The organism is Variovorax beijingensis (genome assembly GCF_007828835.1).
GTDB classification, from domain to species: domain Bacteria; phylum Pseudomonadota; class Gammaproteobacteria; order Burkholderiales; family Burkholderiaceae_C; genus Variovorax; species Variovorax beijingensis_A.
Window position 1 is genome coordinate 110681 of sequence record NZ_VIVL01000003.1, and the last position, 13983, is coordinate 124663.

At 63.0% G+C, this 13983-nt stretch carries 11 protein-coding genes; 5 read left to right on the forward strand and 6 right to left on the reverse strand.

Annotated features, from left to right (window positions below; translation table 11 throughout):
* Nucleotide 1: 1 nt before the first annotated feature.
* Together argB and FB547_RS11160 are read right to left on the reverse strand one after the other, a co-directional pair.
* Complete coding sequence (gene argB, locus FB547_RS11155; protein WP_145742205.1) at nt 2-895, reverse strand: acetylglutamate kinase; 894 nt, start codon at nt 893-895, stop codon at nt 2-4.
* 64 nt (nt 896-959) lie between these two features.
* The gene (locus tag FB547_RS11160; RefSeq protein WP_145742207.1) at nt 960-2057 is read right to left on the reverse strand and encodes a glycosyltransferase family 4 protein; all 1098 of its coding nucleotides are present in this window, start codon (nt 2055-2057) and stop codon (nt 960-962) included.
* Between the two features lie 45 nt (nt 2058-2102).
* On the opposite strand from FB547_RS11160, the gene FB547_RS11165 reads away from it, so the two are divergent.
* Together FB547_RS11165 and FB547_RS11170 are read left to right on the forward strand one after the other, a co-directional pair.
* Nucleotides 2103-2861, forward strand: a complete 759-nt coding sequence (locus FB547_RS11165; protein WP_145742209.1) for a glycosyltransferase family 2 protein — start codon at nt 2103-2105, stop codon at nt 2859-2861.
* A gap of 85 nt (nt 2862-2946) precedes the next feature.
* Nucleotides 2947-4998: an acyltransferase family protein gene (locus tag FB547_RS11170; protein WP_145742211.1), complete on the forward strand. Its 2052-nt coding sequence runs from the start codon at nt 2947-2949 to the stop codon at nt 4996-4998.
* 3 nt (nt 4999-5001) lie between these two features.
* Here FB547_RS11170 and FB547_RS11175 read toward each other — a convergent pair whose 3' ends face one another.
* From FB547_RS11175 to FB547_RS11185, 3 genes are read right to left on the reverse strand one after another with little or no spacing between them, the layout of a single operon-like run.
* The gene (locus tag FB547_RS11175; RefSeq protein WP_145742213.1) at nt 5002-6060 is read right to left on the reverse strand and encodes a glycosyltransferase family 2 protein; all 1059 of its coding nucleotides are present in this window, start codon (nt 6058-6060) and stop codon (nt 5002-5004) included.
* Nucleotides 6061-6091: 31 nt separating this feature from the next.
* Entirely contained in the window at nt 6092-7096 is a 1005-nt protein-coding gene (locus tag FB547_RS11180; RefSeq protein ID WP_145742215.1) for a glycosyltransferase family 2 protein, read from the reverse strand.
* Nucleotides 7093-8835 (reverse strand): glycosyltransferase family 2 protein, encoded by a 1743-nt coding sequence (locus FB547_RS11185; protein ID WP_261380262.1) that lies wholly within the window; start codon nt 8833-8835, stop codon nt 7093-7095. The genes FB547_RS11180 and FB547_RS11185 overlap by 4 nt, the downstream gene beginning before the upstream one ends.
* 163 nt (nt 8836-8998) lie before the next feature.
* Here FB547_RS11185 and FB547_RS11190 point away from each other — a divergent pair, with 163 nt between their 5' ends.
* The 3 genes from FB547_RS11190 to FB547_RS11200 are packed head-to-tail and all read left to right on the forward strand — an operon-like array spanning nt 8999 to nt 11922.
* Entirely contained in the window at nt 8999-10417 is a 1419-nt protein-coding gene (locus tag FB547_RS11190) for a mannose-1-phosphate guanylyltransferase/mannose-6-phosphate isomerase (protein ID WP_145742217.1), read from the forward strand.
* Nucleotides 10414-11217, forward strand: a complete 804-nt coding sequence (locus tag FB547_RS11195; protein WP_145742219.1) for an ABC transporter permease — start codon at nt 10414-10416, stop codon at nt 11215-11217. The genes FB547_RS11190 and FB547_RS11195 overlap by 4 nt, the downstream gene beginning before the upstream one ends.
* Nucleotides 11218-11220: 3 nt before the next feature.
* Nucleotides 11221-11922: an ABC transporter ATP-binding protein gene (locus tag FB547_RS11200; RefSeq protein ID WP_012745917.1), complete on the forward strand. Its 702-nt coding sequence runs from the start codon at nt 11221-11223 to the stop codon at nt 11920-11922.
* Between the two features lie 9 nt (nt 11923-11931).
* Here FB547_RS11200 and FB547_RS11205 read toward each other — a convergent pair whose 3' ends face one another.
* A complete protein-coding gene (locus tag FB547_RS11205) occupies nt 11932-13902 on the reverse strand; it encodes a glycosyltransferase family 4 protein (protein ID WP_261380263.1) in 1971 nt (656 codons plus the stop codon).
* Nucleotides 13903-13983: the final 81 nt, after the last annotated feature.

The following is a 13983-nucleotide window of genomic DNA, read 5'->3' on the forward strand; positions in this document are numbered from 1 at the left end:
CTCAGCGCGCGCGGATCATCGTGCCGTAGGCCTGGTCGGTCAGGATCTCGAGCAGCATCGCGTGCGGCACGCGGCCATCGATGATGTGCACGGCGTTGACGCCGCTCTTGGCCGCATCGAGCGCGCCCTCGATCTTGGGCAGCATGCCGCCCGAGATGGTGCCGTCGGCAAACAGGTCGTCGATCTCGCGCGCGCTCAGGTTGGTGAGCAGATTGCCGTCCTTGTCGAGCACGCCGGGCGTGTTGGTCAGGAGCATGAGCTTCTCGGCCTTGAGCACGGTGGCAAGCTTGCCGGCCACCACGTCGGCGTTGATGTTGTAGCTCTCGTTCTCCTCGCCGAAGCCGATCGGGCTCACCACGGGAATGAAGGCGTCGTCCTGCAGCGCCTTGACCACGCTGGGGTCGATGGAGACGATGTCGCCCACCTGGCCCACGTCGTGGTGCAGGGTGGGGTCGGCGCGGTCCGCCATCTTGAGCTTCTGCGCGCGGATCATGCCGCCGTCGCGGCCGGTCAGGCCCACGGCCTTGCCGCCGGCCTGGTTGATCAGGCCCACGATGTCCTGCTGCACCTCGCCGGCCAGCACCCATTCGACCACCTCCATGGTCTCGGCATCGGTCACGCGCATACCCTGGATGAAGCTGCCCTTCTTGCCCAGGCGGTTGAGCGCCGCCTCGATCTGCGGGCCGCCACCGTGCACCACCACCGGGTTCATGCCGACCAGCTTGAGCAGCACCACGTCTTCGGCGAAGTCGGCCTGCAGGGCTGGATCGGTCATGGCGTTGCCGCCGTACTTGATGACGATGGTCTTGCCGTGGAACTTGCGGATGTACGGCAGCGCCTGGGCCAGGATCTCGGCCTTGTCGCGCGGGGGAATGTTGAGGACGGGATCGGTCATGGGCGGGCGGGCTCCAAAACGGTGAGGACGATGGGAGGAAGGAATTCTTGCAGCAAGGAAGCCGTCACGGGCGCAGCCAGCGCGGCACCTTGAATCGCACGATCATCAGGTAGGCGCCCACGTAGGTCGTGACGAACAGCAGGCAGAACAGCATCAGCACGATCGTGTTGTTCCAGAACAGCACGGCCGGCACCACCGACAGCGCGGCGAACATCCAGAGGTAGGGCGAGGTCCGGTTGTTGCGGGCGAGCAATTGGCGCGCCTCGTCGTCCGCGAACGCCACACGCACGATGCGCCGGAAGATCAGCTGGTGGAAGTGCAGCGCGTCGGCGGTGCCAGGCGACTGCCCGCGCGCCAGCTTGCGGTAGATGGAGAACAGCGTCTCCCAGACCGGGTAGATCAGCAGCAGCATCGGGAACCACGGCGAGACGACGCGGTGGCGCTGCACCAGCGTCACGCAGGCCAGCGCAATCACCATGCCCCACACGTAGGCGCCGCCGTCGCCGGCAAAGATCTTGCCGCGCGGATAGTTCCAGATCAGGAAGCCGATGGTGGCGCCGACCAGGCAGACCATCATGGCCGCGAGCTGGCGGTCGCCCACCTGCAGCGCCACGTGCGAAATGGCAAGGCACACCAGCACCGCCACCGTGCCTGCCAGCCCGTTGTAGCCGTCGATGATGTTGAAGGCATGCGGCAGCCCGCCGATGGCCAGAGCCGCGAACAGCACGGCGCCGTACGGCACCATGGCCAACCAGCCGTCGACCGCCTCGATGCCGGTGCGCGACAGGCCCAGGCCCAGCACCCAGCACGCGAGCAGCGCAGAGCCGATGGTCAGCGCCAGCCGCCAGCGCACCTTGACGTTCTGTGTCACGTCTTCGACGATGCCGCCGAGGACCGCCGGCGCGATGCACAGCAGCGTGAGCATCGAGGTCTTGAGCGGCCAGGACACGTTGAACGGGTCGGTGCCGGTGATGCCAGAGGCCATCCAGGCCACGCCCATGCCGAGCAGGATGCCCGCCCCCCCGAGCCGCGGCACGTGGCCCTTGTGGAAGCGCTGGGGCATGTCGGCGCCATAGAGCCGGGCGTGCCTGCGCGCGCGGCGCATGAACACCTGGACCCCGAAGGCGGAGACGAAGAAACTGATGACGATCAGAGCAATCATGTGTGGGTGTTGGGGAACCCTAGAATTCCCGAGCGAAATTAGACCATGCCAGCGCCTCCTTCCTCTTCTTCCCCCCCGATCACCATTTCGATCGTCAGCCACGGCCAGCTGGCATTGGTGCGCCCGCTGCTCGAGCAGCTGGACCGTTTCTGCCGCAGTTCGACCGCCAAGGTCGTGCTCACGCTGAACATCCCCGAACCCGACGTGCTGGCCGGCCTGGACTGGGGTTTTGCGGTCGAGCGGATCGAAAACGCCAGCCCCAAGGGCTTTGGCGCCAACCACAACCAGGCCTTCGGGCACTGCGATACGCCGTGGTTCCTGGTGCTCAACCCCGACATCCGCCTGGACGGCGACGTGCTGGCGCCGCTGATGGCCCAGGCCGCGCCCGATGCCGGCCTGCTGACGCCGCGCATCCTCGAGCCCGGCCGCAGCACGCCCGAGCAGCACCGCGCCATCATCACGCCGCTCGAGATCCTCACGCGGCGCAAGCCGGGGTACGTGCGCCCGGCGGTGCCGGACTGGATTCCGGGCCTGTTCATGCTGTTCCGCAGCCAGGCCTACCGCCAGATCGGGGGCTTCGACGAGCGCTTCTTCATGTACGGCGAAGACTTCGACATCTGCGCCCGCACCCAGCTGGCGGGCTGGAAGCTGCAGGTGGGCGAAGACCTGCTCGCGCGCCACGAGGCCCAGCGCGCCAGCCGCACCAGCAGAAAACATCTCTACTGGCACGTGACCAGCCTGTTCAAGGTGTGGACCTCGGGTGCGTTCTGGCGCTACCTGCGGGCCCGCTCCCGCGGGACCTGAAAAAGCCGCCCCCGCGTTTGCGCCGACAATCCGGGGCCGGGAAGCCAGCAGAGACCGCAGGCGCCGTCCCCTCCCAACCACGACGATGACGACCACGAGCAGCCCGACAGCCCCGCAGGAACACGCCCACCTGCTCCATCCCAAGTACCGACCCGACATCGACGGCCTGCGCGCCGTCGCCGTGCTTTCCGTGCTCGGCTACCACGCGTTTCCGCAGTGGATCAAGGGCGGCTTCATCGGGGTCGACATCTTCTTCGTCATCTCGGGCTTCCTGATCACCACCATCATCCTGGGCAGCTTCGAGGGCGACGGGTTCAGCTACCGCGAGTTCTACGCCCGGCGGGTGAAGCGCATCTTCCCGGCGCTGGTGCTGGTGCTGGCAGCCACCTTTGCCTTCGGCTGGTATGCACTGCTGCCGCACGAGTGGGAGCAGCTCGGCAAGCACGTGGCGGCGGGCGCCGGCTTCGTCTCGAACTTCGCCTTCTGGAGCGAAGCCGGCTACTTCGACAACGCGGCCGAGACCAAGCCGCTGCTGCACCTGTGGTCGCTGGCCATCGAGGAGCAGTTCTACATCTTCTGGCCCGTGCTGCTGGGCCTGGCCTGGAAGCGCAAGTGGCGCGTGCTCGCGGTGGTGGGCACGGTGGCAGCCCTGTCGTTCCTGCTCAACGTCACGACCATCCACAGCCACCGCACGGCGGCCTTCTATTCGCCGCTGTCGCGCTTCTGGGAACTGATGATCGGCGGCATGCTGGCGTACATGCGGCTGCACCGCCCCCTGCCCAAGCCAGGCTGGGGCCGCCATGCGCAGTCGATCGCCGGCCTGGTGCTGATCGGCCTGGGCCTCGCGTTCATCCGCGGCGGCAAGGCATTCCCGGGGTTCTGGGCCATCCTGCCCACGCTGGGTGCGTTCTACTGCATCGCGGCCGGCCCGACCGGCGTGCTCAACCGCTATGTGCTCGCCTCGAAGCCGATGGTATGGGTCGGCCTGATCAGCTATCCGCTGTACCTCTGGCACTGGCCGCTGCTGGTGTATGCGCGCATCGTCGAGGGCGACCTGCCCTCCAACGGGCTGCGCGCGCTGATGCTGCTGGCGGCCGTCGTGCTGGCCTGGCTGACCTACCGTTTCGTCGAGCGCGGCACGCGCCGCAGCGAGAACGACACCGTCATCTCGGTGCTGGTGGCGCTGATGGTGGGCTTCGTGGTGCTGGGCACCCTGGCGGCCACGCGCTACTACGTGGGGCGGCACAGCGACCCCTACTTCAACAAGACGGCCGCGGCCGCCAAGGACTGGGGCTACCCGGACGGGCTGAGCCCCATCAAGGTCGACGGCGAGGTGCTCCAGCAGATCGGCCACGGCAAGCGCCGGGTGCTGCTCTTCGGCGACAGCCACATCGAGCAATACGGCCCGCGCGCCGTGGAACTGAGCAAGATCGCGCCCGACACGCTCGATTCGCTCTCCTTCGCCACCTGGGGCGCCTGCCCGCCCATTCCCAACGTGGTCGACGAAAAGAACAACCTGTGCGGCGAGCGCCGCGATGGCGCCATGCGCCTGGCCATCAGCGACAAGTTCGATGCGGTGGTGTTCGGCGGCTGCTGGAACTGCTACTTCTCGGAGACCGGCAAGCCCAATGCCGCGAACGCTGACGCGGACCGTTACTACTACTCCGACGGCAAGACCAAACACCGCTTCATGGGCGGCGGCGGCGTGGACCTTGCGCTCAACATGCTGGAGGCGGTGATGACGAATCTTGCCAAGCACAAACAGGTTTATCTGGTGCTGGACAATCCGGTGGGGGAAGGGTATGGGCCGGAAGAATTCGTGAAGGGAGGGCGGCTCGGCAACATGAGCGTGGCGCCGATGTCGCCCACGACGGAATGGGTTTCAGCACAAAGGGCCCTTCACGAACGCATGCGCCAGATCGCGATACGCAGCGGCGCCATCGTGATCGACCCGATTCCGACGCTTTGCAAAGGCAACCAGTGCACCCGGGCGGACGCCGACGCCACGCCGATCTACAAGGACGCGGGGCACTTGCGGGCCGAGTACGTTCGCAAGTTTGCTACGTACATCGACGTGGCGATGAGCACGCAGAAGCAGCAGCAAACACCCGCAACCGTGCCGGTCACAGGGCGCTAGAGCTCAGGAATAGAGCTTTCGCAGGCTGCGCACGCCCGGCAGCCGCGTGATCGCCCCGACCAGGCGCACCATGCCGGGCGAGCTGTGCTTCAGCAAAAAGAGCGTCGCCCGCAGGCGCAGCTTTTTCTTGCGGCCGACATAGGGGTTGGCCAGCACCATCGCGCCGTACTCGAAGAGGATCGCGGTCATTTCCTCGCGGTACTGGTCGTCGTTCTTGATCGACTCGATCGCATGGTTGACGAAGTACGGCTGAAACCGGGGCACGAGGCAGTCGCGGAAGTAATAGCGTCCGCGCTGGTGCTCGTCGGGGAACATCTGCACCAGCTTCTTGAAGTACTTGAAGCGGCTGCGGATCATGCGAATGCCGAACGAGGTGCTTGCCGTATGGATGCACCACACCGTCACGGCCTTGTCGACAAAGTAGTTGCTGTAGCCCTTTCGGAACACGCGCAGGAAGAGGTCATCGTCCTCGAAGCCCATGAATTGCGAGTCGAATCCACCCACCGCCTCGAAAGCCTTGCGGCTGATCAACGTGGCCGAGGGCAGCACGAACATGTCGTGCCGCAGCAGGTCGTTGATGTTTCGCTTGGGATGCGTCGCATGCTCCTTCACAACGCCGGTACGGATCACGTTTCCATCGGCGTCGGCTTCATACAGGTCGGCATAGACAAAGCCGAACAGCCGGTCGTCCTGCGGGATCGAGGACGCCAACGTCTCGATGTGATTGGGCAGATAGAAATCGTCCTGGTCCAGGAAGCAGATGAAGTCGGAGGTGGAGGCTGCCACTCCGGCATTGCGCGCGGAGCCCTGGCCTCCGTTCTCCTTGTCCAGGATGCGGAAGGGATAGCGCTTTGCAAGCCCGTCGAGCGCCGCGCGCTCCTCCGGCCGCGAACCGTCGTTCACCACGATCACCTCGGCCGCAGGTACCGATTGCTCGAACACACTGCGCACCGAACGCTCGATGAAATCGGCGCCGTTGTAGAACGGGATGATCACCACCACGCTGGGCCACAGGGGCATGGAGTCGACGGCGGGCACGGCGGGGGCGTTCGTTGGGGTCATTGTTTTTTGGCTTGACTCTGTTGGGGCGAGCCTACACAGATTCGAAAAGGTCGCGAACCACGCCGCGTACGCCGCGGCCGAACTTGTCGTAGCGGCCCGTCATGGCTTCGCGAAAGATGGGGATGCACCGCGCGAGCCGCGACGCGGGCAATGCGGCCCGAAAACGCTGATGCTCGATCTTGCTGCGGACCTTGGCGATGATTTCTGGCGAGACGCGGTCGCCAAGCTGCAGCAGGCGCGCAAGGAGAAGCTCGGCCTTGATGGCACGCTCGATATGCGTATCTCCCCTCGACGCGAGCGCCTTGCGGACCTTGCCGACGAAGGTATCGCGCCGCGCACCGATCTGGTTGGATTCATGCTGCCGATAGTCGATGAGCGGCTCCTCCAGAAAATCGACTCGCCCCACCGCCGATGCCACGATGCCCAGCCACTCGTCGTGGACCCATTCGACCGGCAACGGCAAGGCGTCTGCAAGCAGCGACCGGCGAAATACCGTCGTCGCTCCGGTGACGAGATTCCGTCGAAGAAACACGTCGAAAGCGCGGCCTCCATGGATACGCTCGACCTCGGACCGGGTGACCTCGAGCGCGTGGAACAGGGACTGGTTAAGGTCGTTTCCACCCGCGTCGACAAGGCGCGCATCGGTGTGCAACAGCAGCAGACTGTCATCCTGCTGAAAGCGCATTGCCATTTGCGCAAGCCGATCGGGCGCCCACACGTCGTCCTGGTCGCTCAGCGCAATCAGTTCGCGGGTGCAGGCACTGATGGCCTGCTCGAAATTCTTGACGACCCGCAATGGGGTGACGTTTTCGAACACCCGCAGCGCCACGGGATGCCCGGGTCGCTCGGCCGCGCATTCAGCAACCGTTGCGCGAACTACCTCTACGGAGCCGTCTCGGGAGGCATCGTCTGAAAGCACGATTTCGACCGGCGGAAAGGTCTGCAGGCAGATGCTGCGCACCTGCTCGCGCAAAAAACGAGCACCGTTGTGCGTGCAAAGTGCGACAGAGACTTCGAGGGGACGGGCGGTGTTCATAGGGATGTACGCGGCGGCCACGCAAGATCGAAATCCTCGCTATCGAGCGTCAGGTTGGGGTTGTAGGCTGGATCGTGCGCGATGAGCTTGCCCCAGCGGTCCTGCATGACCGCCGCCTCGGCCGCCAGCCGATTCCGCGACTCGGCCGCCACCTCGAGCCCACGCGTTGCCGATTCGTGGTGCAGCAGCTCGGCCCAGGGCGTCCAGACATTGCGGAAACCAGCCTCGCGCAAACGCAGGCAGAAGTCTACGTCGTTGTAGGCGACGCCAAGATGCGCCTCGTCGAGCCCTCCCACTTGCTCATAGAGCGCCTTGCGCACGACCAGGCAGGCGGCAGTCACGGCGCTGAAAGACTGCGCGAGCTGCGCACGCCCACCGTGGCCGGGATCCGAGCGCGCCAGGTGCTTGTGGGCGTGGCCTGCAATGCCGCCGACTCCGAGAATCACGCCCCCGTGCTGGACAGTCGTGTCGGGGTAAAGCAGCTTCGCCCCGACAGAACCCACTCCCGGCTGCAGGGCAATCGACACCATCTCTGCGAGCCAGTCGGGCGAGACGACCTCGATGTCGTTGTTGAGCAGCCCAACAAGCTCGCCCCGCGCCCTTGCAACCGCCGCATTGTTCAGCACCGAATAGTTGAACGGACGCTCGTCGCGGATGACCGTGATGCCCTGCTGCGCATCCAGCGCAGCGAAGTAGGCCAGCGCTTCGGGGTCGTCCGATCCGTTGTCGACCAGCAGGATTTCGTAGTTCGGGTAGTCCGTCTCGAGCACGATGCTTTCAATGCACTGCCGTACCAGCGGCAACGCGTTGCGCGTCGGGATGATCAACGAGACCAGTGGCGGCGAAGATGGCAATGCATAGTGGGTACGGTAGCCAAACTGCGTGGCCTCGGCCCAGGCTGCGGTGCCAGTTCGTTCGAAATGGGCATTCAGCACCGCAACGCCTTCCGGCCGGCCGGCGAACTTGACCTCGAAAGCACTGCGGTGGGCGAGCACGTTTGGGATGTGGCGTATCTGCTTGCTGCCAACCCGCTCGACACAGCGCAGCGCGAGGTCATAGCCCTGCTCGAGGGGCGGCAGCTCCGCACGAACTCCACCGGCTTCCTCGAACAGGTGGGCCTCGATGGCAACCCATGAGGAAAAGAGATTGCGCCCCAGGAAGAGGTCCGGATTCCAGTCGGGCTTGAAAAAGGGATTGATGCGCCGCCCGTTCGCATCCAGTTCGTCTTCATCGGCATAGATCAGGCGAGCCTCGGGGTGCGCAACGACCTGCTGGGCAATGGCCCGCAGCGCGTGGGGCGGCAGTGTGCAGCCCGGTTCAATCCAGATGACCCAGTCGGCGCTAGCCGCAGCCTTGAGGCCGCTGGGCAATGATCCGGCCGGCCGCCTCGTCCATTCGTTGTACAACTGTGCGTCAAGCGAGCCTGCGCCCAATTCGCCCGCGGGCATCAGCAGCAAACGCGGACGCTTCGACCAGGCATCGATTTCCCGGTGCTTGCGATCGCAGTCGGCCGCATCGATCCTGTCGTAGCGCTCGACCCAATCGGTGTAGTCTCCGCGTTTCTCAACCTGCGGCAAGGACGCACCCCGCACGATGCGTTGAAAATGCCGGCTCGCCCAGCGCAGCGGCGCCGTGATGCGCCAGCTGGTGGACCGCTGCATCCCCTGCATCTGCGCTTTCAAGGACTTTGTCTCGTGCTCGAGCAACGCGATCTGGCGCTGAAGCTGCGCACTGCTCAATCCGCCCTCAAGCCCGCGTCGCCGGATATGGGGCTGCGCGGCTGGCAGCGTGGGCTTACTGGACATTGCTCGAGGTCATCACGAAAGAAGCGGCTTCCACTGGTTACCGGCCCCGGAAACCGGAGCCGGTAAAATTATCCTCTTCTTCACACACCTATAAAAAATGCGCGTCCTTTCAGTTGTGCTCTCGGGGGGAGCCGGTTCCCGGCTTTGGCCAGCATCGCGGCAGGCTTTTCCCAAGCCGTTCATGAAGCTTGGAGAGTCGACCCTGCTGCAGCAGGCCATCGAACGCGGTCAGGCCTGCGGGACCGGTGACCTGATGATCGTCACCAACAAGGACCACCTTTTCCTCACGAAAGACGTGCTGGGCCAGATGGTAGACCCGCCTCAAACGACGCTGCTGCTCGAGCCCAAGGGCCGAAACACGGGTCCGGCCATCGCTCTTGCGGCATTGCAATGCATCCGCCAGTACAGCGGCGACACGGTCATGCTGGTGCTCTCTGCCGACCATCTGGTGCCGGACGTCGAGGCCTTCGTGGCCAGCGCGCAGCAGGCATTCCGTCTCGCAACAAAGGGTGCCCTGGTGGTCTTCGGGATCAACCCGACCAGTCCGGACACAGGCTTCGGCTATGTCGAAGTTGCCAAGGTTTCGCGAGAAGCGCAGCCGGTCAAGCGTTTCGTAGAGAAACCCGACCTCCAGACTGCGCAGGAATACCTGGCCACCGGACGCTATTACTGGAACAGCGGGATGTTCTGCTTCACGGCCGATGCCATCGTCGCAGCCTTCGAAAAGTATGCGCCCGAGCTTTTGGCGGCAGCGCGCAGAACGCTCGACTCGGCACAGGAAGCCAACGGCGCGATGCAGTTCGACCTGCACTCCTTCGGACTTCAACCGGACATCAGCATCGACTATGCCGTTATGGAAGCGGCAGACAACGTTCATGTGGTACCGGCCAAATTCAGTTGGAGCGACGTGGGCTCCTGGCCGTCAGTTGCCCATGCGCACACCCCTGACGCGAGCGGCAACACGATGCCTTCGGATGCTGTTGCAATCGACACCACGGGAACCCACGTGCAAGTCGACAGCCACGGCCCCAAGCTGGTCGCCACGTTGGGCGTGCACGACTTAGTGATTGTCGACACGCCTGATGCCTTGCTGGTTGCCCACAAAAGCAGCGCCCAGGAAGTCAAGAAAGTCGTCGACATTCTGAAAGAACGAAAGCACGAAGCCGTCACTCTGCCTGCAGTGGTCCATCGCCCCTGGGGGACTTATGCTGCGCTGAAGGAAGAAGACAGCTATAAAGTGAAGCGCATCACCGTAAAACCCGGTGAATCGCTGTCATTGCAGTATCACCATCAACGCGCAGAACACTGGGTTGTGGTTCGAGGGCGCGGCATCGTGCAAATCGGCGAAGTGGAGCATGAGACCCTTCCCGGCCAGTACCGCTATATTCCATTGAGAGAGAAACACCGCTTGACCAATACAGGGCAAGAAGAGCTGGTACTCATCGAAGTCCAGTGTGGCGACTACCTTGGCGAAGACGACATTGTTCGTCTCGCAGACACCTACGGACGTGCATGAGTCAAGTTCATTCCAATCTTCACCGAAGTGCGCTCTCCGACTGGTGGGAAGGCACCCGCCGAACAGATATCTGGTGGACCTTGGCCTGGTTCGATATCGTTCTGCGCTACCGGCGCTCGATGCTGGGGCCGCTGTGGCTCACGCTCAGCATGGGCGCAATGATCGGCGGCATGGGCCCGCTGTACAGCTCCCTTTTTGGCACAGAGCTTTCCAAGTTCTTTCCTCATCTTGCGCTGGGCATCATCTTCTGGGGCTTCTTCTCCAGCGTAGTCACGGATGCCTGCAACGCCTTCGTCGGGTCGTCAAACTACCTCAAGCAAGGCTACTTTCCGATCAGCCTGTTCGTCTGGCGCAGCATCGCGCGCAACCTGATTCAGTTCGCTCACCAGATCGTGTTGTATATCCCGGTGGCGCTCTGGGCAGGCATTTCGCTGTCATGGTCGGCTCTACTTGTGCTGCCGGCCTTCGCGATCCTGGTCATCAACGCACATGCCCTCGGCTTGCTGCTCGGCCTGATCTGCACGCGTTACCGCGACGTGACCCAGATCGTGACCAGCGTGATGCAGATGCTGATGTTCCTGACGCCCGTTTTCTGGCTTCCCGAAAGCCTTCCGGGGCGTGCTCAGTACATCCTGTGGAACCCCTTTGCGCAGATGCTGGACCTGCTACGTACGCCGTTGATGGGCGGCGTCGCCGAACTGCACAGCTGGCTAGGCATCCTCGTTTGGACGGTTGTATGCCTCGCGACGTCCACGGCCCTCTTTTCGAAATACCGTCGCCGCGTCGTTTATTGGCTCTGACCCATGGCATTCATCTCCCTCAAAAACGTCGCAGTCAACTTCCCGATCTATGGGGCAGGCGCGGCGTCGCTCAAGAAGACGCTAGCAGCATCGGTCACAGGCGGCCGCTTCGGCAAGGAAACCGGCGTCACAGTCGTGCAGGCGCTCAGTGATGTCAACATCGAACTCAAGAGCGGCGATCGGCTTGGCTTGGTGGGACACAACGGTGCGGGCAAATCGACGCTGCTGCGCACCTTGGCCGGAGTCTACGAACCATCCGCGGGCGAATTCACGCGCCAAGGTACCGTGGCGAGCCTGATTGACCCATCGCTGGGCATCGAGATGGATGCCACCGGCATCGAAAACATCATGCTGCGCGGCCTCGTCATGGGCATGAGCAAGAAGCAACTCGACAAGCTGACGCCAGAAATCTGCGAGTTCAGTGGGCTGGGCGAATACGTCAACATGCCGGTGCGCACCTATTCGACGGGCATGATGATGCGTCTGGCATTCTCGATTTCGACTAGCGTCGAGGCCGACATCCTGTTGATGGACGAATGGCTATCAGTCGGCGATGCAGAGTTCACAGAGAAAGCTGAAAAGCGGATGCGGGACGTAGTGTCCAAGTCGGGCATTCTGGTGCTCGCTTCGCACTCACCTGAGTTGATTGCGAAGGAGTGCAATCGCGTAATCCATCTCGAGCATGGACGAATCGTCGAACAATAGATCGCATGCTTAGCTCTGCGGATGCCTGCGCAGGGCTCTGATTTCCTCCAGACGCTTCGCAATTCTTCGGCCTGCGACCTCGAGCGAAAGATTGGCTTCGGCACTCGACTTGGCTCTTTGGCCCAACTCACGGGCCCAAACTTGGTTGTCATAGACGCGCCTCATGAGTTGCGCAGCGTGCTCGACCGATGGCTCAGCCCACTCAAGGTCTACGTCATAAGGCGGGATTGGCTTGTCGAGCCGGACCAACTCATATGAAACGAGCAAGCTGTTGCTATCGTCCATGAAATCGACGTTGCCGGAGAATCTCGTGGCGATGACGGGCTTACCCATGAGCATCGCTTCCGCCATCGTCAACCCCAGTCCCTCGCTGCGGTGCAACGAAACGTAAGCATCACAGGCGTCCATCAGCGACAGAACGTGATCTGGGGAGTAGACCTCGTTGATCAACCTAACATTGCGGCCCACCGCAGCATTCTCCAGCATCGCGAACTGCTCGGGATGCCGATCGCCGAAAGAAGTCTTGAGAACCAGTGTAACGGGCTCGTCTTCGGCAAATGCGCGCTTGAACGCCTGAAGAAGGCCCAAGGGATTCTTGCGCTCCATCACGCTCATCATGTGAAAGGTAAAGAGGAACGTGAATCTTTCGGGGTCCAACCCAAACGCCGTCCGCTCGCGACGCTGATAAGGCGCCAGACGCACACCCGGAAATAGTGTCCTGACAGGCACAGACAGACGCTCTCGCAACCCGCGCGCCACGAACTCCGTGGCTGTCCAAACCTCGTCGACTTGTTGAGCATGCGTCTGCCAAGATGGCGGCACCGAATCGAATTCCCAATACCAGTATCCAATACGGTAGGTCCGAGGCGCGCGTGCGTGAAGATCGGCGCGTCGATAGGCCGTTTCGAAGAACGGCTCCGGCTGCGTGTGTACAAGGGTGATGTCATGGCACTCGCTGCCATGAAACTCTATATGACGGGGTTCGTCGTCGACATCGGTTCGAACATCACGGAGCGAGGTATGCACGCCGGCAAGCCTCAATCCTTCGACGATGGACTCTGCGGAAACACGAAGCCCAGACGGATAGCAGAAATGCCCGACGACGTTGATGCCAAGCGCCGCCAACTGCTCGGCTTGAGCAGTCGCATCGAGTTGCCGAACCCAGATCGACGCCTCGGGGGCAAGCCTGGCATTTGGCGACCGCAACCATTCAATGAAAGCGCGCGCGGCCGCGACGTCCTGCATGGCGTGTGGATGAAGATCACGCCACTCGGGCCTTGCCCAATAGGCGTTTCGCAACTGCTCGTCTGCTGGCGGCAACAGTTCGCTCCATGACACCTCCTTCAACCACGCTCCGCGCATTCCGAAGGCCTTTTCACACCATGCAATGAAAGCCCCTCGGCCGAAATGCGTCAAGCCATCCGGAAAGCGGCTCTGCCACGAGGGCGTAAACCAATACGTCCGCGCTAGTTCCAGTGGGGCCTGCTCTCGCGCCACCAGAAACAACCACCATATTTCCTCAAGTCGCAGCTCTCCCGCTGTTCGACCAAACTGCATGAACCACCCAAACAATCCTCTGTGCCCCGCCGGCGTCAAACCATGCGGCATCACGAGTCGCAATTCGTCGTTGTCGAGAAAGACTCGGCGAGCTCGAGCTCCGACGTCCGAACCTAGGAGCGCGGTGATCTGCTCCAAACCGTCGGGTGTCAGCCCAAGTTCCGAAACCCCAACCCTCTTCAACCACACCAGGAACGGGCTGTCGGCGCCGTCGCTCAGGGCGGATGGGAATTGCTCATATATGCTCCTGCGCGCGCGCAGCAAGTCAATGCAAAAACGAGCGGCGGTCCAGCGGTCGCCAATAGTTGCTGCAGTCTGACGAGGCCACAGGACATCTTCCAACGCGAGGCCCGCGGCAGCCGCGACGTCGACGTCATCGAACCAGTTGACCTCTTTAGCCGGCTCATTCGACAGGCCGGCCAAGCGCCGCTCCGCTGCGGCTCGCTCTCGCTCCAAGAATCTCGCCAACGCAGTATTCCGCAATTCCCGGAGCGATCGCTCTCG

Coding starts and splice junctions, on each gene's coding strand:
- argB (WP_145742205.1), bottom strand. CDS start 895: ATGACCGATCCCGTCCTCAACATTCCCCCGCGCGACAAGGCCGAGATC.
- FB547_RS11160 (WP_145742207.1), bottom strand. CDS start 2,057: ATGATTGCTCTGATCGTCATCAGTTTCTTCGTCTCCGCCTTCGGGGTC.
- FB547_RS11165 (WP_145742209.1), top strand. CDS start 2,103: ATGCCAGCGCCTCCTTCCTCTTCTTCCCCCCCGATCACCATTTCGATC.
- FB547_RS11170 (WP_145742211.1), top strand. CDS start 2,947: ATGACGACCACGAGCAGCCCGACAGCCCCGCAGGAACACGCCCACCTG.
- FB547_RS11175 (WP_145742213.1), bottom strand. CDS start 6,060: ATGACCCCAACGAACGCCCCCGCCGTGCCCGCCGTCGACTCCATGCCC.
- FB547_RS11180 (WP_145742215.1), bottom strand. CDS start 7,096: ATGAACACCGCCCGTCCCCTCGAAGTCTCTGTCGCACTTTGCACGCAC.
- FB547_RS11190 (WP_145742217.1), top strand. CDS start 8,999: ATGCGCGTCCTTTCAGTTGTGCTCTCGGGGGGAGCCGGTTCCCGGCTT.
- FB547_RS11195 (WP_145742219.1), top strand. CDS start 10,414: ATGAGTCAAGTTCATTCCAATCTTCACCGAAGTGCGCTCTCCGACTGG.
- FB547_RS11200 (WP_012745917.1), top strand. CDS start 11,221: ATGGCATTCATCTCCCTCAAAAACGTCGCAGTCAACTTCCCGATCTAT.